The sequence below is a fragment of the Acidimicrobiales bacterium genome, from assembly GCA_041394185.1.
Classification (GTDB): domain Bacteria; phylum Actinomycetota; class Acidimicrobiia; order Acidimicrobiales; family Poriferisodalaceae; genus JAAETH01.
In genome coordinates, this window is record JAWKIQ010000004.1 from 158480 (window position 1) to 183430 (window position 24951).

Consider the following 24951-nt stretch of genomic DNA (forward strand, 5'->3'; position numbering starts at 1 on the left):
GGTCTGAGGACGATACCGTCCCACCTGTGAGCAAGACCGCACCAACAAGCGAGACCTTCCCGCGCCAGCACGCCCGCACCCGCCGCTTCACCCTCGGAGCACCGCGCAGCTTCGACGTCAGTTCCGACGGTCGCCGAGTGTTCTTCTGTCGTTCCAAGGGCGGCGACGACCCTCAGACCTGTCTGTGGGTGCTCGACGCAGCCACCGGTCAGCAGACCCTGCTGGTCGACCCGGGCTCGCTCGACATCGACGATTCGAACCTCACCGCAGCCGAACGCGCCAGGCGCGAGCGCCGCGAGCAGGCCGGGGAGTGGTGGCCTACACGCTCGATCAGGCGGGGCAGAAGGCCTCGTTCGTGCTGGGAGGCGTGCCCTTCGTCGCCGACGCGACCACCGGCGCTGTCGACGGGCTGGAGATAGAGGGCTCGGCCTTTGATGCCCGCATCTCACCCGACGGGTCGGTCGTGGCCTATGTCGACGGCCCGGCGCTGAGGGTGGTCGGCGCCGAGCGGAGCGACGCCCTGGTCGTGGGCGAAGACCAACCGACGGTGTCGTGGGGCAGCGCCGAGTTCGTAGCGGGCGAGGAGATGGGCCGCACCCGTGGGTTCTGGTGGGCGCCCGACAGCTTGCATCTGGTTGCGACGCGCGTCGACCTGGCGCCCGTCGACACCTGGCACCTCGCCGACCCGACCAACCCCGGCGTCGAACCGCGCTCCATGCCCTACCCGGCCGCCGGCACCGCCAACGCCGAGGTGACGCTGGCCGTATTCGATCTCGACGGAGGTCGGGTCGACGTCGACCTGACCCTGGCGGGCGACGGGTCGCCGTGGGAGTACCTGGCCGACGTGGTGTGGAATCAGCACGGTCTGTTCGCTGTGGTGCAGCCGCGCGACCAGCGCCGCACCGTGGTGTTGTCAATCGATCCCCAGACGGGTGCGGTGGCCACGGTCGCCGAGATCGAAGACCCGACGTGGGTCGAACTGGTCCCCGGGTCGCCTTCGTGGATCGCCGGAGCGATGGTCACCGTCGCAGAGGTCGACGACACCCGCCAGCTCGTGGTCGACGGCCAGGCGGTCAGCGGCACGGGCTTGTGGGTGCGCTCGGTCGTCGGCGAATTCCTGGGCGGCATCGTGTTCACCGCGTCTGCCGACCCCACCGAAGTGCACGTGTATCGGTGGACCCGGGCGGGCCTCGAGCAGCTCACGGTCGAACCCGGTGTCCACTCGGCGCATCTCGGCGGAGCCACGATGGTGGTCACCAGCCGCTCGCTCGAGCGGCCCGGCCTGAAGGTCGAGGTTCGGTCCGGTCCGGCGGTGTACGGCATCGCCGATCTGTCCGAGACCCCGGTGCTGAATCCTTCCGTCACGATTCTGCGCGCCGGAACCAGGCAGCTGGCGACAGCGGTGTTGTTCCCCAACGGTGTCGATCCGGCCGAAGCCGCTGCGCTGCCCGTGCTGCTCGATCCATACGGCGGGCCCCACGCCCAGAGGGTGCAACACAACCATGCCCTCTTCACGACCTCGCAGTGGTTCGCCGATCAGGGCTTCGTGGTTGTGGTGACCGACGGCAGGGGCACGCCGGGGCGCACCAGTTCGTTCGAACGCGCCGTGTGGGGCGACCTCGCGGCGCCGGTCCTGGAAGACCAGGTCGATGCGCTCCATGCCGTCGCCGAGCGATACCCGGGCGCACTCGATCTGCAACGTGTCGCCATCAGGGGATGGTCGTTTGGTGGTTACCTGGCGGCCCTTGCGGTGATGCGCAGGCCCGATGTGTTCCATGCCGCGGTCGCCGGAGCCCCTGTGACCGACTGGCGTCTGTACGACACCCACTACACCGAGCGCTACCTGGGCCACCCCGACGCCTATCCCGAGCACTATTCGGGCACCTCGCTGATGGCCGACGCCCACAAGCTGACCCGGCCGCTGATGCTGATACACGGCCTCGCAGACGACAACGTGGTGTCGGCCCACACGCTGCAGCTCAGCGGTCACCTGCTGGCGGCCGGCCGCCCGCACACGGTGTTGCCACTGTCTGGTGTGTCACACATGACGCCACAAGAGGTCGTCGCCGAGAACCTGCTGTTGTTGCAGCTCGAGTTCCTCAGAGAAGCACTGCGATGATCGCCGAGCTGGCGATCTGCACGGCCGGCTCGTTCGCACCACGCCACACCGTGACGAAGTCGAGGCCGACCGACCTCAGGGTGCCGCGATGTCTGCCCCTCGACCGCGTCACCACCGTCACCTCGGCGCGTTCGGCCATCTGATCGATCAGCAGCTCCTGCAGGGTCACGTCGAACGTAGGTCCGCGGTCGCTGGCCAGGTGAGGCTTGGCGGTACGTACCAACTCGATATCGTCGGTCGCCAGCAACACCAGGCCGTGTCCCTGGGGGTTCGCCAGCACCGCAACGTCGACTCCCACCCCACGAAGCCGGCCGTGATGTGTGCCCGACCCGGTGGTCTCGATGGCAACCACCTCTTCGCTTTCGGCCAGGTCGTGCAGGAGCCCGCGCAGGGTGGCGGCTTCGGCGGCCTGTTCTTCCAGCCAGCGCTGGCGCCTGCGGGCCATGGCGTCTGATCCGGCCCGCATCTCTGCGAGCCAGCGTTCCGGATCGTGGTCTGGCACGACAACCGAGGGTACGCCACACGACCCGGTTGGCCCGCCTGGGCAACATTTGAGTTCCCTGCCGATCTCGGTGGCACTAGCCTTTGATCAGTTCGCTCGCAACAGGAGTCGTGTGCCAAACCTCGTCAAGATAAGGGTTCCGGGTAACCATCTGATGACGCCGTTGCTCGGCCAGCACGACGAGCTTCTGCAGCTGGTCCGCGACGCTCATCCGCACGCGTCGATTCATGTTCGCGGCAACGAGATCAGCATCGAGGGCGAGGATGGTGACAGGGCCAGCAGCGTCTTCGAAGAGCTCGTGCTGCTGCTCGAGCAGGGCAACGGTGTCGACGAAGAGGTCGTCAGGCGCACCATCGACATGGTTCGCGCCGACGAACGTCCTTCGCAGGTGTTCGGCTCGACCATTCTTCGCGCCCCCAGCGGGCGCACGGTGCGCCCCAAGAGCGCCGGGCAGAAGGCCTACGCGGAAGCCATCCGGGCCAACATCATCACGTTCGGCATCGGCCCGGCGGGCACCGGCAAGACGTGGCTGGCGGTCGCCCTCGCTGTCGAGGCGCTGTTGGCCAAGCAGGTCAAGCGCATCGTGCTGACCCGGCCGGCGGTCGAGGCGGGCGAGCGTTTGGGCTTTCTCCCCGGTGACCTGATGGCCAAGGTCGACCCGTACCTGAGGCCCCTCTACGACGCCTTGCACGACATGTTCGACGCCGAAACCGCCGAGAAGTTGTTCGACCGCTCGACCGTAGAGGTCGCCCCGCTGGCCTTCATGCGCGGTCGCACGCTGAACGACAGCTTCATCATTCTCGACGAGGCCCAGAACACCACACCCGAGCAGATGAAGATGTTTCTCACCCGTGTCGGCTTCGGTTCCAAGGCCGTCGTCACCGGCGACGTCACCCAGACCGACGTCCCCGGGGGTCGCAGCGGCTTGCGCGACATCGACAAGATCCTGGGCGAAATCGACGGCATCGGGTTCTGTTATCTGTCGCGCCGCGACATCGTCAGGCACCGCATCGTGCAAGACATCGTCGATGCCTACGAACGAGACTCGACCCGATCGGCCCAACGGAGCGGCTCGTGACGGTCGAGCCACCGAGTTTCAGGTCTGGGCCCCAGCGTGCAGGGCGCCCTGGATCGCTCGAAGTGTTCGTTGCCGACGAGCAGTCTGAGGTCGACATACCGGTCGACCATTACGGGGCGCTCAGCCGATATGTGCTCGAAACCGAGGGCGTCACAGGCGATGTCGAGTTCGCACTGTTGTTCGTGGACGAGCCGGTGATGGCAGACCTGAACCAGACCCACATGGGCAAATCGGGCCCCACCGACGTGTTGGCGTTCCCCATCGACGACGATCTGGGTCAGGTGGGTCGATCGCCCGACGGCGGCAGCCGCCGCCCGGCTACCCGAGACCCGGTGGCCATGCCCGGCCCGCGGTTGTTGGGTGACGTGGTCGTGTGCCCAACCGTCGCATCGTCCAACGCCGCCGGCAACAAGGGGTCCTATCCCCACCACGACGGCTCGACCCGGGCCGAGATCGACCTGTTGGTGGTGCATGGCATCTTGCACGTTCTGGGTCACGATCACGCCGAGCCCGGCGAAGAGGCGGTCATGAAGGCGGCCGAGCGCAGGCTGCTTGACGGCTTCGCCCAGCGCTCCGGCGGTGATAGCCGATGAACCTGTTGTTGGTGTCGTTGGCCATCGCAGCCTTGCTGCTGATCGCGGGGGTCATGCGCCTGATCGAAGTCACCTTCACCCGTCTCAGCCGGGCGCGAGCCGCGGGCCTCGACGAGGTCGACGGTGCCGAGAATCGCCTTACGGTGCTGGTTGCCGACCGATCACGGGTGGTGGGACCCGCCGCATTGCTGCGACTGTCGTCTCAGGCGGGCATCGTGGCCATGCTGACCGTCGTGCTCACCGACCGCATGGGCCCCACCGGTGGTGTTGTAGCCGCGCTGGCGTTTGCGGGCATCGGGTTCGTGCTGGTCGAGTCGACCCCGCACCGGTGGGCCATCGACAACAACGACCGAGTGGCTCGCGCGCTCGCCAGGCCTGCCGCTGCCCTGGCCGCTTTCCCTCTGCTGGTGGTGTTGTGCCGACCGTTGCTGGCGGTGGTCAAGCTGCTGGTTCCCAAGTCGGCGCAGATCGACGACCCCGAGGTGGGCGAGGACGAACTGCTGGCGCTGACCGAAGCGGCGGCGGCCAGCGACGTCATCGACGACGACGAGGCCGAGATCATCGAGTCGATAATCGAGCTGGGCGACACGATCGCACGCGAGGTCATGGTTCCCCGCCCCGACATGGTCACGTTGCCGCACGGCTCCACCGTGCGCGACGCGGTTCGCCTGGTGCTCGACCACGGTTTCACCCGGGTGCCCGTGGCCGGCGAGGCCGTCGACGACATAGCAGGTGTCGTGCTCGCCAAAGACCTCATGCGGGTGCTGCTGTCGGGCCGCATCGACTCGCCTCTGCAAGCCGTCGGTGTGGTGCGTCCGATGAGGTTCGTTCCCGAGAGCAAGAGGGCCGGCGAGCTCATGCGAGAGATGCAGGCCGAACGTATGCACATGTGCATCGTGGTCGACGAATACGGCGGCATCGCCGGATTGATAACCCTCGAAGACATCATCGAAGAACTGGTCGGTGAGATCGTCGACGAATACGACGACGAGGTTCCGCTCATCGAAGAGTTGGGCGACGGCGCATACCGGGTCAGCGGCAGGGTTCACATCGACGACCTCGCCGACTTCATAGGCGACGACCTGCCAGACGGCGAATGGGACACCGTGGGTGGCCTGATGCTCGATCTGCTGGGTCGGGTGCCAGAGGAGGGCGACTCCGTCGCATCCAGCGGCCACGTGTTCACGGCCCTCAGGGTGGATCAGCGGCGCATCGACACGGTCGAGGTTCGCCCCGACCCTGCAACCCAGGTCGAGTCGGGCATGGGCGAGTTCGAGGCGGCGCCGTGAGATCAGGATTCGTGGCCCTGGTCGGCAGGCCCAACGCCGGCAAGTCGACCTTGCTCAACAAGATCCTGGGTCAAAAGGTCAGCATTGTCTCCAACAAACCCCAGACCACCCGCATTCGGGTGATGGGGGTTCTGCATCGCCCCGACGCCCAGCTGGTGTTCGTCGACACACCCGGCATACACAAGCCGGTCAGCGCTCTGGGCGAACACCTCAACCAGACCGCGGGTGGTGCCCTCGACGATGTCGACGCATCGGTGCTGGTGGTCGACGGTATGGCCCCGTTCGGCAAGGGCGACCGTTACGTCGCCGACAAGCTGCCCGATGGGTTCATCGTCGTCATCACCAAGGTCGACCGGGCGTCGCGCCAGCAGGTCGTCGATCAGCTGACGGCCACCTCGGGTTTGCCGGCATCCGAGTGGTTTCCGGTGTCGGGGCGCACGGGTGAAGGTGTTGACGCACTGGTCGAACATCTCGTCGGACGCATGCCAGAGGGCCCTCAGTACTTCCCCGAAGACATGGTCACCGACGTGCCCGAGGCCTTCCATGTCGCCGAACTGGTTCGCGAGCAGCTCATGCGCCGCTTCCGCGCCGAGCTTCCGTACTCGATCGCAACGCGGGTCGTCGAGTGGGATTGGCCCCACATCCGCTGCGAGATCCTGGTAGAGCGCGACAGTCAGAAGGGAATGGTCATCGGCAAGGGTGGCCAGGTGCTGAAAGAGGTCGGCATCGCCGTTCGCGAACAGCTGCCAGAGGGCGCATTCATCGAGCTGGCCGTGCGGGTCGAGAAAGACTGGCAGCGGCGTGCCGACATGGTCGGGCGCCTGCTGGACCCCAGCCAGGGCCTGTTCGACGACGACTTCTAGGCCGAGTGGCTCGAGTACTCGGGTGCGTTCAACACCCGAGGGGCGAGCAGCGCGACCATCACCGAGCACCACAGGGTCAGCTCGGGGCCGTGCAGCACACCCCATGCCGGGTCGAGCTCCCACACCCAGCCGGCCCACGACCAGGTGAGCCCGACGACCAGACCCGTGGCTATTGCAGGGCCCCGTTGGCGCACGATTGCCAGGGCCAGCAGATAGCCGCCGACGCTGGTGACGAACACCCAGGGGGCGAACCACACCGCCAACCCCATGGCGGGCGGCACGCCTGTGCCCCCTCTAAACCGGTTCCAAACCGGGGCTATGTGACCGAACACGGCTGCGGCACCAAACCACAGCGCGGTCGAGTCCCAAACCGCCAGCGCCTGGTTCGAGTGCAGAGCTATGGCCGACGAGCTCTCGAACACCCCGCGTCCCCCCGGTGCGATGGTTTGTATCCACCACTGCACGGCCACCGCTGCCAGCAGGGGAGTGGCCGCCTCGGCCAGCACGGCGGGTATCTCGTCGTCACGACCGTGGGCCCGCCTGGCGTTCAACACACGATCGAGGGTGAAGTCGCGCTTCAGCTGCATCCGTCTGTACAGGATCCGCCACGGAATGGTGCCCACCAGATAGCCCAGGCCCACCAGCGGCCCGGCCACCATCGCGACGGTGCGAACCGTCACCGCCCCGATCATCGGGGCTGATCCAACGAGCGCAGGAACTCGACCACATCCGACCGATGGCGGGTGCGTTTCATGGGCGGCAGTGCTTTGACAAGGTCCCACCGATAGCGGGCGGTGCCGAGCCGCTGGTCGAGAACCGCCACAACACCGCGGTCGTTGGCCGTGCGGATCAGGCGCCCGGCGCCCTGGGCCAGCATGGTGGCGGTGCGCGGCAGGTCGATGGTGCCAAAGGCCGCGGGGCCCGCCTTCTCGCGACGCGCCTCCAACAGCGGGTCGTCGGGTCGGGGGAACGGCAACCGGTCGATGGCCACCAGGCGCAGAGCGGCGCCAGGGATGTCGACGCCTTGCCAAAAGCCCATGGTGGCGCACAACACCGAGGTTTCGTCTGCCATGAACTCGCGCACCAGCGCGGGTTTGGGCAGGTCGCGTTGTGTCATCACGCGATACTCGACCTCGTCTGCAAGGCGGGCGGCGACGTGGTCCATCGCCTTCCAGCTGGTGAACAGCGCCAGCGTGCGGCCTCCGGCAGCCTCGATCAGGGTCACCAGTTCGTCGGAGATTGCGTCGAGCCAGTTCGGAGCCGTCGGCCGTGGCAGGTCCATCGCGCAATACAGCATGCTCTGGTGCTCGTAGTCGAAAGGGCTGCCCACATCGATGCGGTCGAAGCTGTCGGGCTCCAGCCCCAGCCGCGTGTCGAGCTCGTTGTCGAGGGTGGCGCTCGTCAGTATCACCGTGGGCGGTTTGGGAGGCTCGCGGTCGTCTTGTCGTTCTGGGGGCTCGGGGTTCCACAGGGTGGTGTCGAGGAACTCTGCGACGTCGATGGGGGCCAGGCGCAGGCTCGGGTTGTGGCCTGGCCCTTCGATCCAGGCCACGTGGGTCTTGGGGAGGTTGCGGATCATGTCGAGGTCGGCGACGAAGTGGCCTCCCTGAATCAGGATGCGTTCGCGCGCCGCCTTGTGTTGGTCGTCCTTGTTCGACCGAGCGGCCTGAATCACCTGGTTGGCCGTCTCGAACGCCACGTTGAGTTGGTTCATCAGGTCGTCGTCGATGCTGCGGAGCCGGTCGCCGACCCTGGTGCCCAGAAGGTCGGCCAGCTTGCCGCCCAGGTCTGCGAGCTTCCTGGACAGGTCGTCACCCACGACGGCTCGCGAGTTGCGGGCCAACGAGGCAAAGCGACCAGCGCCGAAGTCGAGGCCGGCGGCCGACGACAACACGTCCTCGAACTGGTGGGCCTCGTCGATCACGACCACATCGTGAGCGGGCAGGATGTAGCCGCCGCTTGCCAGGTTCAGGCCGTAGAGGTGCAGGTTCACCACGATGACGCTCGACGCGTGGGCGGCTTCGCGGGCTCGTTCGCTGAAGCAGTCGTCGCCCCGGGGGCACTTCGACTTGCCCGGGCACTCCATAGGGCCCACCGACACGGCGCTCCAGACGCGGGGCAGGGGCTCGAAGTCGAGTTCGGCGCGGTCGCCCGTCGTGGTCTCGTTCGACCATTTGACGATGCGTCTTATCTGCAGCCCGGAGCCGCCGGCGGCGCGTCCGTCGTCCAGTTCTAGCTGCTCGCCGTCGCGCTCCATCTCGTCGAGGCGCTGCTTGCACAGATAGTTCGAACGGCCCTTCAAAACCGACCACACCAGCGGTTCGTCCATGTGTTCGGACAAGAACGGCAGGTCCTTGCCCGCAAGCTGGTCTTGTAGGGCCTTGGTGGCGGTGGCCACCACGACCTTCTTGCCGCTGCGGATGGCCGGTACCAGGTACGCCAGCGATTTGCCGGTGCCGGTGCCTGCTTGTGCGATCAGATGGCGTTGCGACTCGATGGCTCGGGAAACGGCGACGGTCATGTTGCGCTGGCCGTCGCGAACCTCGCCTGCGGCCAGGTTGGAGACGACCAGTTCGAGCGCTTCGGCAGCGTCCGTTGTCAGCTCGTCGGTCATCTCCACCGTAGGCACGCTAGCCGCGCGACCGAACGCCCAAGCGTTGCGACCATCCCGTCGACGGCGCCGCGATCCGGTAGCGTCGCAGCTGATGGATCTCTCCGGTGTCGACCTAGACCGTGTGCCCCGCCACGTTGCCGCCGTCATGGATGGCAACGGCCGGTGGGCCACCCGTCAGGGTCTCAAACGAACCGACGGCCACGCTGCGGGCGAGCACGCCCTCTGGGACACCGTCTATGGCGCACTCGACCTGGGTGTCGAGTGGCTGACGGTGTACGCGTTCTCGACCGAGAACTGGAAGCGCAGCGCCGACGAGGTTCGTTTCCTCATGAACTTCAACCAGAAGCTGCTGATCGAACGGTCAGAAGAGCTGAACGATCTGGGCGTGCGTATCCGCTTTGCCGGGCGGCGCAACTGGCGGGTTCCCAAACGCCTCATCAAGCGCCAGGACGAGTCGATCGAGCTCACCAAGAACAACCGTCGCATGACCCTGACGATGGCGTTCAACTATGGCGGTCGGGCCGAGATCATCGACGCGATGAAGGCGATGATGGCCGACGGGGTGTCGCCAGACGATGTCAGCGAAAAGAAGCTGCGCCAGTACTTCTACGACCCCGAGATGCCCGACGTAGATCTGATGATCCGCACGTCGGGCGAGTTCCGCATCTCCAACTTCTTGCTGTGGGAGATCGCATACAGCGAGCTGGTCTTCACCGACACCCTGTGGCCCGACTTTCGGCGCGAGAACCTGCGCGACGCAATCATCGAGTTCCAGCGGCGCGAACGTCGCTTCGGCGGCGTCAACGAGGACTGACCGGGTCGGGCGGCATGGCGCTGTACCGCGACCGGGGCATCGTGCTTCGGACCTACAAGCTGGGCGAAGCCGACCGGATCGTGTCGATCATCACCGAAGAGCGCGGCAAGATCCGCGCCGTCGCCAAGGGTGTCCGCAAGACCAAGTCGCGTTTCGGGGGCCGGCTCGAGCCGACCGGCAACCTGGCGCTTCAGATGTACGAGGGCCGCGATCTCGACATCGTCACCCAGGCCGAATCGGTCGAGGCGTACCGCAACATCCGCGAAGACCTCGATCGCCTTTCCAAGGCGATCGTGTTGCTGGAGGCGGTCGACCATCTGTCGCACGAGCGCTCGCCGGCCCCGCACCTGTACCGCATGTTGGCCGGGGCCTTGCGCACGCTCGACGACCGCGATTCGCCCCTGCTGGTGCCCGCGTTCCTGTTGAAGCTGCTGGCCGCCGAGGGTATGGGGCCCGCTCTCGACCAGTGCGTCGTGGGCGGGGCTGCCGACGCCGATCTGGACCTGGTGGCCTTCGACATCGACCGCAACTCGGTGGTGTGTGTCGAGCACCGGCGTGGAGTGCCCGTCTCTTCAGAGGCCCTGGCCGTCATGCGCGCCGCACTGGGTGGCGGGTTGAAGGACGTGCTCGACGTGGTCGAAGGTCCGGTCACCCACGAGGTCGATTCGCTGGTGGCCCACATGTTCGAACATCATGTCGATCGTCGCCTCCGGTCGGCTCACGTGTTGGACCGTGCCTGACGCGGCTAGTTTCGAACCGTGAGCATCAAGGTCGAACTCGACAAGCTGGCCGACGAGATGGCATCTCGGTCCATCGGCTATCTCATCACCGTCGGACAAGACGGCCCCGCCCATCTCGGCGAGGCCGATTTCCGATGGGAAGGCGACACGCTGGTGGCGGGTGCCGGACGCACCACCAGGCGTCACGTCGCGGCGGGGCGTCCGGTGTCGATGATGTGGCCGCCAGCAGACCCAGACGGCTACACACTCATCGCTGATGGCACCGGTGTGATCGTCGGAGAAGACGACGAGGCCACGGTGCACATCACCCCGACATGGGCGGTGCTGCACCGCAGGGCCCGCCCCGATTCGCCGCCCAGCGTCACCGGTTGCGGCGACGATTGCGCACCGCTGGCATCAGACGCCGGCTAGCCAAATCGGGTCGGCGACCGGGCCTTGGCCTGTACGCTCGTCGGCCATGGTTGCAGCACCAGAACCCGAGCTATTCGACAAGATCGTCAATCTCTGCAAGCGGCGCGGCTTCGTCTACCCCAGCGCCGAGATCTACGGCGGCTTCCGGTCGACCTACGACTATGGGCCTCTCGGCGTGCTGATGCTTCGCAACGTCAAGGACGCTTGGTGGCGTTCGATGGTGCAGCTGCGCCACGACGTGGTGGGGCTGGACGCGGCCATCCTCAGCCCTCCGCAGGTGTGGGAGGCGTCGGGCCACCTCGCCAACTTCACCGATCCCCTGGTCGACTGCACCAACTGCAAGACCCGTCATCGCCAGGACAACCTCGACGACCCCAACACCTGCCCGTCGTGTGGCAAGTCGGGGACCTTCACCGAGGCCCGGGCCTTCAACCTGATGTTCAAGACCCACGCCGGCCCCGTCGAGGGCAAGGGCGCCGAGGTCTACCTGCGCCCCGAGACCGCGCAGGGCATGTTCATCAACTTCAAGAACATCATCAACACCACCCGCAAGCGGCCGCCGTTCGGCATCGCCCAGATCGGCAAGTCGTTCCGCAACGAGATCACCCCGGGCAACTTCGTGTTCCGAACCCGCGAGTTCGAACAGATGGAGCTCGAGTTCTTCGTGCCGCCTGACGAGTCGCAACAGTGGTACGAGTACTGGCTGGCCGAGCGCTTCAACTGGTACGTCGGCCTGGGCATCCCCGCCGACATGCTGCAGCTGAGGCCGCACGCCGACGACGAGCTGAGCCACTATTCGTCTGGCACGTCCGATGTCGAGTTCTTGTTCCCGTGGGGCTGGGGCGAGCTCGAGGGCATCGCAAACCGCGGCGACTATGACCTCACCCAGCACTCCGAGCACGCAGGCGAGAAGCTCGAGTACTTCGACCAGGCCACCAACGAGCGCTACACCCCCCACGTGATCGAGCCCGCTGCGGGGGCCACCCGGTCGATGATGGCGTTCCTGATGGCCGCCTACGACGAAGAGCAGGTCAACGACGACACTCGCACGGTTCTGCGTCTGCATCCGCGCCTCGCTCCCTACAAGGTCGCCGTGCTGCCCCTGTCGAAGAAGGACACCCTTCAGCCGCTCGCCCACGAGATCCTGGGCATGCTGCAGCCTCACTACATGACCGAGTACGACGAAACCCAGGCCATCGGTCGCCGTTATCGCCGCCAGGACGAGATCGGCACGCCCCTGTGTGTCACCGTCGATTTCGAGAGCCTCGAAGACGGCGCCGTCACGGTCCGCGACCGCGACACCATGGAACAAGACCGCGTTCCGGTCGCCGAGTTGCTCGATCACATCGCAGCCAAGCTGGGCTTTTGACATAGCCCCGGTGTCCGCGCCGCTGGCCGGGTTCTCAAGCCGCACCCCCGTGCGGTCGACCAGAGTTTCATGCGCTGGCGCCTTGAGTTTGTACCCCTGATCGTTGCTGCTGCCCTGTCGGCATGTGGCACGTCGTCTTCTACGGCGATCTCATCGACGTCTACTGCGGCGGCCGAGACCACGTCGACGACCAGCGCCGTCGCCAGTTCGACCACTGCTGCCCCGACCACTGCGGTTCCTGCGAGTGCGGCTCCGACCACAGGGGTTCCTGCCACTGCGGCGCCGGCGTCGTCGACCACCGCCGCCGTTCCGGTTGGTGCTGTCGACAGCTACATCGCCGCCACTTGGGGGTCGTCGGGGCCGTTCTACGACAACGGCGGCTCCGAGCCCGACGGCAGCGGCTGCTCGCCCGCTTCAGACGAGCTGCCCGACGGCATCTGGTATGTGCGCCTCGTGTCGCTAGAAGACCAGACCCTGGGCATCGATTTGATGTGTGTCTACTCCGACGAGGCGGCGTTCTCGCGGCCCGACTATGGCGGCGGCGATCGCCTCTATGTGAACGAGTCGACCAAGGTCAGGTTCGTGCCCCTCGGCGAGAATCCTTCGTTCTATTTCCTGACCGACTGGAACCTCCCCGATTCGCAGCAATACGTTCCCCTGACCGTGGTGGCCAACGCCATCAGCGACGGCCCCGCCGATGGGTGGCTGCTGGTCGAGGGAGGCCACGCAACCGAGTTCTGGCAACCCTGGGATTCCTAGCCCGGCTCGATCGAACGGGAGTTCGTAGCGGCTGATAGGTTCACGGCTGCCATGGCGATCAACCCCGACGACATCGAGAAGGTCAGGGAGGGTGCCGACATCGTCGGCGTCATAAGCCAGTTCGTCGCGCTCAAGAAGGCCGGCCACACCTGGAAGGGCCTGTGCCCGTTCCACAACGAAAAGACTCCCTCTTTCAGCGTCAACCCCGACCGTGGCTTCTATTACTGCTTCGGCTGCCAGGCCAGCGGCGATGTCATCACCTTCGTCCGAGAGATGGAAGGCCTCGACTTCCCGGGGGCCATGGAGTGGCTGGCGGCCAAGCAGAACATCAGTCTCCGCTATGAGGAGACCTCGGCAGACTCGGCCCGCCGCAGCCGGCGCAAGCATCTGACAGACATCGTCGACCGGGCGGTCGAGTTCTATCACCAACGTCTGCTTGCCTCGCCAGACGCCGGCCGGGCCAGGGCCTACCTGCGCAGCCGCGGCTACGACAAGGACGTCGTCGAGCGCTTCCAGTTGGGCTATTCACCAGACGACTGGGATGCGCTGGCCAAGCACCTGCGGGTGTCGGGCCGCGATCTCGAGGCCAGCGGCCTCGGTTTCACCAACAAGCGCCAGCGTCTGCAAGACTTCTTCCGCGATCGGGTCATGTTCCCAATCTTCGACACCAATGGGTCGCCGGTCGGCTTCGGCGGACGCCAGCTGCCCGAGGGGCAACCGCCCAAGTACAAGAACAGCGCCGAGACCGAGCTCTACAACAAGTCCAAGACGTTGTACGCCCTCAACTGGGCCAAGAAGGACGCAGTGGCGCGAAACGAGTTGATCGTCTGCGAGGGCTACACCGACGTCATCGGATACTTCAACGCCGGGCTGCCGCGGGCGGTTGCCACCTGTGGCACGGCGCTCACCGAAGAACACGTCAAGCTGATGCGCAAGTTCGCGTCGAAGGTCATCCTCAGCTTCGACGCCGACGGCGCGGGCCGGGCGGCGGCCGACAAGTTCTACGAGTGGGAGCGTCGATACGAGATCGAGGTCCACGTTGCGGCTCTGCCCGACGGAGCCGACCCCGGCGAACTCGCTCAGAGCCCCGACGGAGCCGCACAGCTGACCGCCGCCGTCGAGCAGGCGGTGCCGTTCCTGGCCTATCGAATCGATCGAGCGCTGTCGGCCGAGCGGCTCGACACCCCCGAGGGGCGGGCGCGGGGCGCCGAAAAGGCGATGGCCCTGGTTGCCGAGCACCCCAACGAGTTGCTGCGCGACCAGTACCTGATGGAGGTCGCGTCTCGCACCCGGGTAGAACCCGAACGCCTTCGAGCCATGCTGGGCCGCCCAAGACCGCGGCCGCAGGTTGTGCAAGAGCAACAGCCGGGCTGGTACGACGACGCTCCGCCCGCGTACGACGACGATCCGGCACTGGTTGGCACGGCGCCGGCCAGGGGAGCCAGGGGAGCGGCTGCTCAACAACGCCCTCAGCGCCCCGAGCGGGTCGAGCCCAAAGAGCGTGAGCTGCTGAGGTTGATGATCCACCGGCCCGTCGACGTGGCCGGGCGGGTGCACCCGGTGCTGTTCACGTCTCCGACGGCTCGCAGGGCCTTTGAGGTTCTCAGCGAGCCGGGGTGGGAAGGGCGCCTGCCCGACGAGGCTCCTGCCATCGGCGACCTGCTGCGGCGCCTGACCGTGGAGACCTTCGAGGGCGAGTCCGACCCCATCGAAGACCTCGGCTGGGTTGTGCGCGATGCTGCGCTTCGCGCCCGTCGAGATATCGCCGCCGAGGCTCGTGTCGACAAGGAATCATTGAGGCAACACCAACCATTGCTCCAATGGATCAGCGAACGCACCGAAGAACTACAACGATCCGATTCGCGGATTGCAGCCATCGATGCCTTGCTAGCTTGGCTGGTGTCCTACAGCGAGAGCCGAGGGGGGTGAGATGGGCGATCTGATCGACAGACGGCGAGCCCGTCGCGCCGCGCTCGGCGGCTCGGGTTCTCGCGACCCGGTCAAGCAGTATCTAGCCGAGATCGGCCAGGTGCCTCTGCTGAGCCGTGAGGAAGAGTTCGAGCTCTCCGAGCTGATCGAGAAGGGCACCATCGCGTCTCGCATCCTGGCCGAAATCGACGCGCCCGAGTCGTGCCCGCTCATCGACGAGGCCGAGATCGCCCGCCTGCGCGCTGACAAGGCCGCAGGCGACGAGGCGTTCGACACCATGTGCAGGGCGAACCTGCGCCTGGTGGTTTCGATCGCCAAGCGCTACAGCGGCCGGGGTATGGCCCTGCTGGACCTGGTTCAGGAGGGCAATCTGGGGCTCATGCGAGCGGTCGAGAAGTTCGACAGGCACAAGGGGTTCAAGTTCTCGACCTATGCGACGTGGTGGATCCGCCAGTCGATCACCCGCGCCATCGCCGACCAGTCGCGCACCATCCGAATTCCCGCTCACATGGTCGATCTGCTCAACAGAGTCACGCGCACCCAGCGAGAGCTGGTGCAGGGCCTGGGGCGCGAGCCAACCGTCGAGGAGGTTGCCGAGGCGGTCGAGATGGAGATCGACAAGGTCCGCGACCTGCTTCAGCTGGCTCAAGACCCGCTGTCACTCGACAGCCCCCGCGGCGACGAGGAAGACACCAGCCTGGGCGACTTCATCCGCGACGACCGCACGCCGCTGCCGGCCGACATCGCCACCCGCCACCTTCTGCAAAGCGAGGTGCGTCACGTGCTGAGCCAGCTGAACGAACGCGAGGCCGAGATCGTCGCAGATCGCTTCGGTCTCGACGGTCAAAAACCCCTCACGCTCGAAGAGGTGGGCAAGAAGTTTGGTGTCACCCGCGAGCGCGTGCGCCAGATCGAAGCCAAGACCCTGGCCAAGCTGCGACACCCCCAGAGATCTGCTCCGCTCAAGGAGTATCTGGAGAGCTGATCGTCTCAACGGCTGCTATATTCATCCTTCGTCATTCCGGGGTAGCTCAGTTGGCAGAGCAGCGGACTGTTAATCCGTTTGTCGTGGGTTCGAGCCCCACCCCCGGAGCCACCTAAAACCGCAGTTCAGGGGCAGTTTCTGATCCTCGTTTCTTGAATCCTAGGGCCGGGAATCCAACGGAGTATCCAACCAAATCCAACGTCGGACTGATGGGTGGGCAGGGTTCTCCTTTCCATGCCGCTACCGGGGACATCGGACGCGTCGCTGACGCGACAGAGGATGCGGAGGTCGTGCTGCGCGTGCGGGCCGGGAGTACGATTCGGTCTGGATTCGATTCATGCCCGGACCAGGGACCATCCGGCCCGTGCCGCCGCGACATGGGAATCCACTCGTGGGCTTCAGCTCGGGTTGCCCCTCGGTGGACGGCCCGACGCCGCCAGCCGCGGCGGTCCCGGCCTCGATGGCCGTCTCGATCGGAACACTGCTCGCAACCGTTGTTGTGGGCACGCACCCTGTCTGTGTTTGGCTCACCAGCCCGCCTCCCAGGCGTACCATCCACCGCCGAGACTCCAGAATTTCGGCGACTCGAAATCATCGTTCTCGAGGCTGTCGTCGGGTCCATGTGGGAGATAGGCAAAGCCGCCATCGTTTAGAAGCGTGCCACCGTTGCGTTCGTACAGGATGACGTTCGCTCCGGATCGGAAACCACCTGTGATTTCGTAGGTCCCAACTCGGTCCGGGAGTTCTAGTGGTGCCGCTGGCTCGAGGCCTTCCACGATCTCATCGAAATCCGAGCGGTTGAGTTCGAATCGGACTCGCAGGGGCACGTCGGATACAGCGAGCGTCGCTGAGGCGATGACCATGGCGGGAGCGATTCCCCAGCGCCATGCCTGTTGACGTGGGGTGTTCGCGCTCCAGATGATGAGCCACCCCAGCCACCCGACGCCCATTGGCAGCATGAGACCGATCCAGAATAACTCACCGCCGAAGACGGCCCCTGGGAGGGTGTATCTCCAGAGGACGTAGACGAGGGGGACCGCAAGCGCGAGATGAAATACCCAAGATGGCGGCTTCTCCCATGGGCTCTTGGCCGGCACGGTCGCGTCGTCAGCTGGGTGAGTCGGAGATTCGGCCGCCATCAACGCAATGTTCGGTCTTGTTCGCGAGCGGGTCAAGCGGCTGGGGTGGCAGCTGCGGCACGAATCTCGCCCTTCCGAAAGCCGGGTGTTCTCCAGTCGCGGGCGATGTGGGTGGCGTATGCCTCGTTGAGCCCGGGGAAGAAGATCGGTTGCCAGTGCAGACGCGGTGGAAAGCGCCGCAAGTTGCTGGCGGCGATCAGGCCTTGGTCCTTGCGTTAGCGCAAGGGAGATAGGTCGATCGCCGGCGTGATGCCGTTTCAGTCACCCACGCCTTCTAGTCCTTGCTGTCCGGGGGTTGAGGTTGCAGGTCCCTCAGTCGAGGGGTCTGGTGATGGACTCTGTGGTTCCTTCCAGAGAACACAGGAGTCACATCACCATGGCCACCCCGACCGACATCATCTTCGCTCGCCGCGTGCGTTTGTTGGAACTCGCCGACGAGTTCGGCAACGTCTCTGAGGCGTGCCGGACGATGGGGATCTCCCGGACCCGCTACTACCAGTGGAAGAGGATCGCCGACGCGTACGGGCTCGAGGCGTTGATGCCCAAACAGCGCCGCCGTCCCCAACAACCGAATGAGACACCGACCCATGTGGTCGCGGACTTGTTGGCGGTCGTGGTGGTCGAGCCCACCATCGGGTGCCGCCAGCTCGCAGACCGCCTCGACGAGCTGGGCTATGAGATCTCCAAGTCCACCGTCCAGCGGATCCTGGTGGCCCACGGACTCGGCCAACGCCACCAACGTGTTGCCCGAGCCGCAGCGGTCGCCACGTTGGCTGGGCTGATCACCGAACCCGTCACCGAGCAGGCCGCTGAGCCGTTCGGGTTCTGCCACTGGGCCGCCCAACCAGGCGATCTGGTTGCTGTGGACAGCTTCTACATCGGGAACCTCAAAGGCGTCGGCAAGGTCTACCAACTCACCGCTGTGGACACCTGCACCCGGTGGGCCATCGTGAAATTGATCATCGGACCGGTCACCGCAGCCCACACCATCGCCTTCATCGACCACCTCCGCAAGGTCATGCGCCGATTGGGCATCCCGCTACGGAACGTACTGAGCGATAACGGGCCCGAATACGTGGCCCGAGCCTTCCAGGACCACCTCGCCGAAGTAGGGATCGGCCATGTCCGGATCCCACCACGCTCACCCAACCACAACGCCGTCGTGGAACGCTTCCAAGGCACCATGCTCCAAGAATGCTGGCGCCCCGCCTTCCACCGCCGCCGATTCACCTCACTGCGCCAGCTCCAAGCCGAAGCCGACACCTGGCTCACCCGCTACAACACCCGCCGCCGCAACCACAGCCACTACATGGCCGGCCGACGCCCCATCGACATCCTCGACAACCACCGAACCAACCAGGCAGCATGACCACCAACCACAGAGCCCATCTGCCACCTCGAACCCCGGACCGGAAGTTCTAGTCCATCAGCGACAGGACCACGAGAACGATCAGCAGGGCCGGGGCCCCTATGACCAACGACCAAATGAGGCCCTTGGCATACAGAGCAGCCGGAGTCGGCGGGTCGCCGATGCCTTGGGCGGCGCTGCGGCGATCGCACCGAGCAGGCTCCGGTCGTCATCGTTCAGCGAGGGTCGGCCGACCTGGCGGCGTGGCGCGGTGAGTTGGTGGCGCAGCACCAGGATCTCGAGATTCTTGGAGGTCTCAGGCCGGGCGGTCTGAGGTGTCCGATTTGCCGCGCGGGATCAATCGGGGAAGTCGTCGAGCCAGATGTCGATGCCGTAGACGACGAGAGCGCCTGGCCGTGGATCAACCGGGTCCTCGGTGACGAACAGGTGGAACCCGGCGACGGTGCGCCCTTCGATCGTGAAGCGTTTCCCTGGACCGTGATCGACACCCACCTGATCCCAGACGGCTACGTCAGATAGCGCCTCGAGTACCGGTCTGAGGTCATGGCGGCGGAAGCCGTCGAGAAGATCGGGCGGAACCTGTGCTTCGATGTCGTCGACTGCCGGGTCGCCCAGCCGGATCGGCCTCACCGACGTCGCGTCGCCCGGTCTGCCGCTTCGTGGAGCTCTTCTGGGGTTCTCCGTCTTAGCGCCTCGGACGCGCCGGGCGGGAGCTGATCGTCAGGTCGGTAGAACCTTGGGCCCGTCTGAGGCTTGTCAGTTTCGGTCGTCGATTGCTCCATGGTGCGAGGTTACCCGAGCGGTGAGACACCATCACGGGGCCGCCGCCTTCATCCAACGGTTCATCCAACCAAATGAGCGGACTCGGCTGGACTGACCGGCACCTGCCGGACGTTCGCCCGGACACAACCGCACTACCTGGACTCGGGCGTAGTTTTCGGACCGTTGTCAAGTGTCTGTTAATCCGTTTGTCGTGGGTTCGAGCCCCACCCCCGGAGCCACGTAGATCCCCAGATTCAGGCCGTTTGTGGTTCTGGTCTGGGATAGAGCCCCGTTGGGTGGTGGGGTTTCGTAGGTCCGCCAGCCGGTGAGCCATCGGCGTGATCCTTGGTGTGTTCCTGCAAGAACTACCGAGGAGAACACACCGATGGCTCTCGATGAGTCTGCCCTGTCCGAACTTCTTGACGCGCTCGCTGACCGTGATCGCGGCGTGGACCTGGTCCGCGAGCTGGCCCAGTGGGTCGCCCAAGAACTGATCGAAGTCCAAGCCACCCAGGCGATCGGCGCCGGCCGTTACGAGCGTTCCGATGAGCGCGTGACCGAACGCAACGGCCACCGCCCACGCACGTTGACCACGAAGGCCGGCGACCTCGAGTTGGCGATCCCGAAGCTGCGCAAGGGCAGCTTCTTCCCGTCGATTCTCGAACCGCGACGCCGGATCGACCAGGCTCTCCACGCGGTCGTGATGGAGGCCTACGTGTCCGGTGTGTCGACCCGATCGGTCGACGCCCTGGTCGAGTCGATGGGTGCCTCCAGCGGGATCAAGAAGTCCGAGGTGTCACGGATCTGTGCCGGGCTGGACGAACGCGCCGGCGCGTTCCGGAACCGCACGCTCGGCCACACCGAGTTCCCATACGTCTACCTCGACGCGATCTACGTCCACGTCCGCGACGACTCCTTGGGCCAGGTCGTGTCCCGAGCGGTCGTGGTGGCGACCGGTGTCACCGCCGAGGGTGGCCGTGAGGTGCTCGGCGTCGATGTCGGCGACTCCGAGGCCGAGACGTTCTGGACGGCGTTCCTGCGCTCGCTCAAGGCCCGCGGGCTGTCCGGTGTGCGCCTCGTCATCTCCGACGCCCACGAGGGCCTGCGGGCCGCGATCCGCAAGACGTTGCAGGGCTCGAGCTGGCAGCGGTGCCGCGTTCACTACGTCCGCAACCTGTTGGCACCGGTGCCCAAAGCGCACCAGGAGATGGTCGCCGCCGCGTTCCGGTCGATCTTCGCGCTGACCACCCCCGACGACGTGGCCGCCCGCTGGGACGAAGTCGCCGAAACACTCGCGGAGCGGTTCCCAAGGCCGCTGCGCTGATGGACACCGCCAAGACCGACGTGTTGGCGTTCACCGCGTTCCCACGCGAGCACTGGCGACAGATCTGGTCGAACAACCCACTCGAGCGGCTCAACAAAGAGATCCGACGGCGCACCAACGTCGTGGGGATCTTCCCCAACGACCCGGCCGTGATCCGTCTCGTCGGCGCCGTGCTGTCCGACCAACACGACGAATGGGCCATCGCCCGCCGCTACTTCTCCGAAGCCTCGATGGCCAAGCTCTACGCCACGCGCGATACTGACCCCGCCGTCACCGCCGAGCTCCAGCCCGGCACCTGACGGCCACCAGGGATCGCGTCACGCGAACCCCACCACTCCGCGGGCTCATACTGGTCTGGGGTGTTTCGCGCCCGGGATCCAACGGTTCACCCAACAAGATCGAACGGCGGGTCGGCCGATGGGCGAAGTCCTTCTGTCCATGCCGTTACCAGTGACACGGCGAGGCTTTGAGCGCGACAAGCCCATGTTGAGGTTGTGATCCGGGCCGTGGATGCATCTCCGTCGGCCTTTGATTCATGCCCGAACCAGGGACCGCCCGATGAGCGCTGGCGCGACACGCAACGGCGTTTGGCGGAGGCTTGGTGACTCTCGCGGCCCCGCGCCGGGCAGGCGGTACTCCGTTTTCAGGTGGTGTTCAGCCGAGTTCAGCTGGGGTGAAGGGTGCGTTTGTCATGGTGCTGGTAGCCGCTCCGAGTGGGGTGGCGATTGGAACCCTTCAGAAAGGAAGAAGCGATGAATGTACGTAGGACGATCGTGACCTCGGCGGCGGCGCTGGGGGTGCTTGCTGGTTCTACCGGCATCGCAAGCGCGATGAGTTCGGGATCGGGCTCGGACCCGGCGCTACCAGCTGCCGAAGCTGACGAGATGCAAGGCTCGACAGTCGAGAACGACGGTATTCAGCACGAGTTCGAGGGCGAAGAAGTCGGCGAGAATGGCGACGGCGTCGCCGAAGCAAACGAAGCCGACGAGGCAGATGAGGCTGACGATGCCGAGGCAGATGAGGGTGACGATGCCGAGGACGATGAGGCTGACGACGCCGAGGTTGACGGTATCGATCACGAGTTCGAGGGCGAGGAAGTCGGCGAGAACGGGAACGGCATACCTGAGGCTGATGACGCCAACGAGGCTCCTGAGGTGGCGCCTTCGAACTGACGCGATTCGCATCCCATCCCTCTCCTGATGGCCGGGCGGGGCGCGACTGGGTCGAGCCCCGCCCGTGTCCCGGTTTCAGGCAGCCTTCAGGATTGATTGGTCAAGCTCGGAAGCAAGACCGAAGGATGTTGCGGTGCGAGTGCTGGTTGTCGAGGACGAGAAGAAGCTTGCGGCGACGCTCAAGCGGGGTCTGGAGATGGACGGCTTCGCTGTGGATGTGGCGCTCGACGGCGATGATGGTCTGTGGCTGGCGCGGGAGCAGGACTACGACGCGATCGTGCTCGACATCATGTTGCCGGGCATTAATGGCTTCAAGCTGTGTGGCATGTTGCGTGATGAGGGGAACTGGACGCCGATCCTGACCTTGACTGCGAAGGATGGTGAACTCGATGAGGCCGAGGCGCTCGATACTGGCGCTGATGACTTCCTGCGAAAGCCGTTCTCGCATCGGGTGTTGGTTTCGAGACTTCGGGCGCTGATGCGTCGAGGGGCGGGTGAACGGCCGGCACGTTTCGAGGTCGGCGACCTGACCGTCGATCCGAATCAGCGGCGTTGTTGGCGCGGCGATGTCGAGGTGGAGTTGACGGCCAGGGAGTTCAACGTGTTGGAGTATCTGGCCCGCAACGCGGGGTCGGTGGTGTCCAAGCAGGACATTCTGGATCACGTGTGGGACTACGACTTCGAGGGCGATCCGAACATCATCGAGGTGTATGTCCGGCACCTGCGCAAGAAGCTCGACCAACCGTTCGGGCGGGCGTCGTTGCAGACTTCGCGTGGAGCCGGGTATCGGCTGGTCGAGGACGGTTCGTGAGCCGTTGGTTCACCGTCCGGTCCCGTACGACGATGGCGGCGACGGTGTTGTTCGCGGTGGCGCTGGCTGCCAGTGGCATGGGATTGGTGAGCGTCCTGCGCAGCTCGATGATCGGCAGCGTCGACACTGCGTTGGAGCTGCGGGCGACTGATATCGGGTCGCTGTTGCAGGGTGGGGCTTCGTTTGGGGACGTTGCGATTGGCGACGAGGAGGATTCGTTCGTTCAGATCATCGCCGACGGCGCGGTGGTTGCATCGAGCGCGAACCTCGAGGGTGAGGAACCCTTTACCACAGGCGTGGCAGGGCGCGCTCGAACATTGGGTTCGAATCCGGTCGCTGACTCGAAATTCAGGGTTCTCACAACAGAGGTCGACGCAGCCGAAGGACGTGTACAGGTAGTCGTCGGGTCCACCCTCGAGGCCGTGGATCACACGGTCGCTAAGACCGCAGGAATCCTGGCTGTGGGTATACCGCTGTTGGTTGCGTTGGCCGGGGTGATGACTTGGGTGATGGTTGGCCGAGCGCTGCGTCCTGTCGAGGCGATCCGATCTGAAGTCTCCGAGATCGGGGCGACCGATCTACACCGCCGAGTGCCTCAGCCCGCTACCGGTGACGAGATCGGTCGGTTAGCGGTGACCATGAACGCCATGCTGGATCGAATCGAGTCGGGAGCGGTTCGCCAGCAACGTTTCGTTTCCGACGCTTCACATGAGCTGCGCACTCCGTTGGCGATCAGCCGCCACATGCTCGAGACGGCCCTGCGCGATCCGGAGTCGACCGACTGGTCGACTATTGCCGGCGATGTTCTGGACGAGGAGTTGCGGATGCAGCGGCTCGTCGATGACCTGTTGTGGCTGGCTCGACATGATCAACACCCGCACTTCCTCCAGCACGCACTGCTCGATCTCGACGAGGTGGTCATGCGCCAGGCCGTGCGGACGCCTGGACGTGTTGGGGTTGAACTGGACCTTTCCGCGGTCAGCGCGGGGCAGGTGAGGGGCAGCGAGGACGACCTGACCCGGGTGGTGCAGAATCTGTTGGACAATGCCCTCCGTCATGCGACGAGCCGGGTGGCGGTATCGCTGCACTCGGAGCCCTGCGGGCGGGTGGTGCTGGCTGTTGATGACGATGGTCCCGGCGTTCCACCGGAGATGCGCGACATGGTTTTCGAGCGCTTCTCCCGCGCCGACACCGCTCGCGGGCGCGATGACGGCGGCAGTGGCCTGGGTCTTGCGATCGCGCAGGAGATCATCGCCGATCACGACGGCGTTCTGGCCGTCGGCGCCAGCGGCATGGGTGGCGCCCGCTTCAGCGTCGAAATCCACGACGCCCGCGCTGACTGATCTCTGACCCACATCTGGTCACGGGTTGATTGCCACAGTGTCGAACTGGTTGTCGTTGTGGCCATGATGGCGAGTGCCCATGGGGCGTCGTTGGTGGCGAGTGTGTTCTCGAGCCAGGCGCGCTGGTCGGCGCGGGTGGAGTCGAGTGCCACGATGAGCACAGCGCCGAACCGGGCGACATACCAGCGGACCGGAACACCGATCGCTTCCGGCTTGGGCGTCGCCGTTGCCGTTCTGGATGTAGTGGCTTCCGATGACGGCCAGCAGTTGGATGTCGCCGTCGAGCACTTCGGCGAAGGGAGCGAACACTTCCGCTCGAGCTTGTCGGGATCGCCTCCGGGATTCACGCTGTCGCCCAGTAGTAGAAGGGTGGCGTAGTCGTCGGTCGATTCGAGGCGTCCATCGCGGCAGCCATCGCGGGTCGTCGGTCGGGAACGCCTTGACCGGGCTGGTCTAGGTGGGAGCACCGATCTGGTCGCGGAACCGGAAGCCGATCCACTGGCGAACGTGGGGCCGAGCAACAGCGGTCGTCGAGACCAGGACAACAAGAGCCAGCGCAATCCCCAGGGCCAGGTGGGTGGGTCGGCGGATTCTCACTGCAGCCGCGTCCGGCCATCTGTGGCAACCCGGCGGACCATGAACCAGCCCACGAATCCGGCTGCCCCAGTCAGCACGGCGAGGTTGCTCCAGTGGCTGACCGCCGATCCGAGCCCATAGAGGACGAGTGCGCCGGCGACACTTCCCAGCGTCGCTGCGATGAGGGTCGAAACGAATCCGACCTGGCCGATCCCAACCAGATTGCCGGCCGCGGGCAACACGGCTTCGCTCGGGATCGGTGGGAAGACATTCTCGGCCAGGATCACCAGTCCGACACCGATGGGGCCCAGCGCATCGATCAACGAGAGCATCCAGCCGGCCACGCCGGACAGTTCCGAGGCAGCCAACATTGTGGTTGCGTTGGGTAGC

General features: G+C 65.6%; 24 protein-coding genes, 1 tRNA gene and 1 pseudogene. 18 read left to right on the forward strand and 8 right to left on the reverse strand.

Annotated elements, in window-relative coordinates; genetic code table 11:
* The first annotated feature begins 26 nt into the window (after positions 1-26).
* Together R2770_18675 and R2770_18680 are read left to right on the forward strand one after the other, a co-directional pair.
* Positions 27-419, forward strand: a complete 393-nt coding sequence (locus R2770_18675) for a hypothetical protein (protein ID MEZ5282489.1) — start codon at positions 27-29, stop codon at positions 417-419.
* Complete coding sequence (locus R2770_18680; GenBank protein ID MEZ5282490.1) at positions 314-2119, forward strand: prolyl oligopeptidase family serine peptidase; 1806 nt, start codon at positions 314-316, stop codon at positions 2117-2119. Before R2770_18675 ends, R2770_18680 begins: the two co-directional genes overlap by 106 nt.
* Here the strand turns inward: R2770_18680 and R2770_18685 are convergent.
* On the reverse strand, positions 2100-2621 hold the full coding sequence (locus R2770_18685; GenBank protein ID MEZ5282491.1) for a hypothetical protein: 522 nt from the start codon (positions 2619-2621) through the stop codon (positions 2100-2102). The genes R2770_18680 and R2770_18685 overlap by 20 nt on opposite strands.
* 112 nt (positions 2622-2733) lie before the next feature.
* Between R2770_18685 and R2770_18690 the strand changes: the two genes are divergently transcribed.
* From R2770_18690 to era, 4 genes are read left to right on the forward strand one after another with little or no spacing between them, the layout of a single operon-like run.
* On the forward strand, positions 2734-3699 hold the full coding sequence (locus tag R2770_18690; protein MEZ5282492.1) for a PhoH family protein: 966 nt from the start codon (positions 2734-2736) through the stop codon (positions 3697-3699).
* Positions 3696-4292, forward strand: coding sequence for an rRNA maturation RNase YbeY (gene ybeY, locus R2770_18695; GenBank protein MEZ5282493.1), 597 nt, complete (start codon positions 3696-3698; stop codon positions 4290-4292). The genes R2770_18690 and ybeY overlap by 4 nt, the downstream gene beginning before the upstream one ends.
* On the forward strand, positions 4289-5581 hold the full coding sequence (locus tag R2770_18700; protein ID MEZ5282494.1) for a hemolysin family protein: 1293 nt from the start codon (positions 4289-4291) through the stop codon (positions 5579-5581). Before ybeY ends, R2770_18700 begins: the two co-directional genes overlap by 4 nt.
* Positions 5578-6444, forward strand: a complete 867-nt coding sequence (gene era, locus R2770_18705) for a GTPase Era (GenBank protein ID MEZ5282495.1) — start codon at positions 5578-5580, stop codon at positions 6442-6444. The genes R2770_18700 and era overlap by 4 nt, the downstream gene beginning before the upstream one ends.
* Here the strand turns inward: era and R2770_18710 are convergent.
* A complete protein-coding gene (locus R2770_18710) occupies positions 6441-7124 on the reverse strand; it encodes a glycerol-3-phosphate acyltransferase (GenBank protein MEZ5282496.1) in 684 nt (227 codons plus the stop codon). The genes era and R2770_18710 overlap by 4 nt on opposite strands.
* Before the next feature lie 8 nt (positions 7125-7132).
* Positions 7133-9058: an ATP-dependent DNA helicase gene (locus R2770_18715; GenBank protein ID MEZ5282497.1), complete on the reverse strand. Its 1926-nt coding sequence runs from the start codon at positions 9056-9058 to the stop codon at positions 7133-7135.
* Positions 9059-9149: 91 nt separating this feature from the next.
* Between R2770_18715 and uppS the strand changes: the two genes are divergently transcribed.
* From uppS to R2770_18755, 8 genes are all read left to right on the forward strand, one after another.
* Entirely contained in the window at positions 9150-9872 is a 723-nt protein-coding gene (gene uppS / locus R2770_18720; GenBank protein ID MEZ5282498.1) for a polyprenyl diphosphate synthase, read from the forward strand.
* 14 nt (positions 9873-9886) lie between these two features.
* On the forward strand, positions 9887-10612 hold the full coding sequence (gene recO, locus R2770_18725) for a DNA repair protein RecO (protein ID MEZ5282499.1): 726 nt from the start codon (positions 9887-9889) through the stop codon (positions 10610-10612).
* Positions 10613-10630: 18 nt separating this feature from the next.
* The gene (locus tag R2770_18730) at positions 10631-11023 is read left to right on the forward strand and encodes a hypothetical protein (GenBank protein MEZ5282500.1); all 393 of its coding nucleotides are present in this window, start codon (positions 10631-10633) and stop codon (positions 11021-11023) included.
* Positions 11024-11069: 46 nt separating this feature from the next.
* The gene (locus R2770_18735) at positions 11070-12392 is read left to right on the forward strand and encodes a glycine--tRNA ligase (GenBank protein MEZ5282501.1); all 1323 of its coding nucleotides are present in this window, start codon (positions 11070-11072) and stop codon (positions 12390-12392) included.
* A gap of 69 nt (positions 12393-12461) precedes the next feature.
* Positions 12462-13151 (forward strand): hypothetical protein, encoded by a 690-nt coding sequence (locus R2770_18740; protein MEZ5282502.1) that lies wholly within the window; start codon positions 12462-12464, stop codon positions 13149-13151.
* Between the two features lie 51 nt (positions 13152-13202).
* The gene (gene dnaG, locus R2770_18745) at positions 13203-15080 is read left to right on the forward strand and encodes a DNA primase (GenBank protein ID MEZ5282503.1); all 1878 of its coding nucleotides are present in this window, start codon (positions 13203-13205) and stop codon (positions 15078-15080) included.
* Between the two features lies 1 nt (position 15081).
* Positions 15082-16065 carry a sigma-70 family RNA polymerase sigma factor gene (locus R2770_18750; GenBank protein ID MEZ5282504.1) on the forward strand — a complete coding sequence of 328 codons (984 nt, stop codon included), beginning with the start codon at positions 15082-15084 and terminating at the stop codon, positions 16063-16065.
* A gap of 35 nt (positions 16066-16100) precedes the next feature.
* A tRNA-Asn gene (locus tag R2770_18755) sits at positions 16101-16176 on the forward strand.
* Between the two features lie 416 nt (positions 16177-16592).
* Here R2770_18755 and R2770_18760 read toward each other — a convergent pair.
* The gene (locus R2770_18760; GenBank protein MEZ5282505.1) at positions 16593-17204 is read right to left on the reverse strand and encodes a hypothetical protein; all 612 of its coding nucleotides are present in this window, start codon (positions 17202-17204) and stop codon (positions 16593-16595) included.
* A 376-nt stretch (positions 17205-17580) separates the two neighbouring features.
* Between R2770_18760 and R2770_18765 the strand changes: the two genes are divergently transcribed.
* Complete coding sequence (locus R2770_18765) at positions 17581-18573, forward strand: DDE-type integrase/transposase/recombinase (protein ID MEZ5282506.1); 993 nt, start codon at positions 17581-17583, stop codon at positions 18571-18573.
* Between the two features lie 336 nt (positions 18574-18909).
* On the opposite strand, the gene R2770_18770 is transcribed toward R2770_18765, so the two are convergent.
* On the reverse strand, positions 18910-19203 hold the full coding sequence (locus R2770_18770) for a hypothetical protein (GenBank protein ID MEZ5282507.1): 294 nt from the start codon (positions 19201-19203) through the stop codon (positions 18910-18912).
* Between the two features lie 517 nt (positions 19204-19720).
* On the opposite strand from R2770_18770, the pseudogene R2770_18775 reads away from it, so the two are divergent.
* Positions 19721-20958: pseudogene (locus R2770_18775) on the forward strand (IS256 family transposase).
* Positions 20959-21519: 561 nt separating this feature from the next.
* On the opposite strand, the gene R2770_18780 reads toward R2770_18775, so the two are convergent.
* On the reverse strand, positions 21520-21843 hold the full coding sequence (locus R2770_18780; protein ID MEZ5282508.1) for a hypothetical protein: 324 nt from the start codon (positions 21841-21843) through the stop codon (positions 21520-21522).
* 127 nt (positions 21844-21970) lie between these two features.
* On the opposite strand from R2770_18780, the gene R2770_18785 reads away from it, so the two are divergent.
* Together R2770_18785 and R2770_18790 are read left to right on the forward strand one after the other, a co-directional pair.
* On the forward strand, positions 21971-22642 hold the full coding sequence (locus R2770_18785) for a response regulator transcription factor (protein MEZ5282509.1): 672 nt from the start codon (positions 21971-21973) through the stop codon (positions 22640-22642).
* A 509-nt stretch (positions 22643-23151) separates the two neighbouring features.
* Positions 23152-23985, forward strand: a complete 834-nt coding sequence (locus R2770_18790; GenBank protein MEZ5282510.1) for a HAMP domain-containing sensor histidine kinase — start codon at positions 23152-23154, stop codon at positions 23983-23985.
* 453 nt (positions 23986-24438) lie between these two features.
* Here R2770_18790 and R2770_18795 read toward each other — a convergent pair whose 3' ends face one another.
* Together R2770_18795 and R2770_18800 are read right to left on the reverse strand one after the other, a co-directional pair.
* Positions 24439-24582, reverse strand: a complete 144-nt coding sequence (locus R2770_18795) for a hypothetical protein (protein MEZ5282511.1) — start codon at positions 24580-24582, stop codon at positions 24439-24441.
* Entirely contained in the window at positions 24579-24932 is a 354-nt protein-coding gene (locus R2770_18800) for a hypothetical protein (GenBank protein MEZ5282512.1), read from the reverse strand. The genes R2770_18795 and R2770_18800 overlap by 4 nt, the downstream gene beginning before the upstream one ends.
* Between the last annotated feature and the right edge of the window lie 19 nt (positions 24933-24951).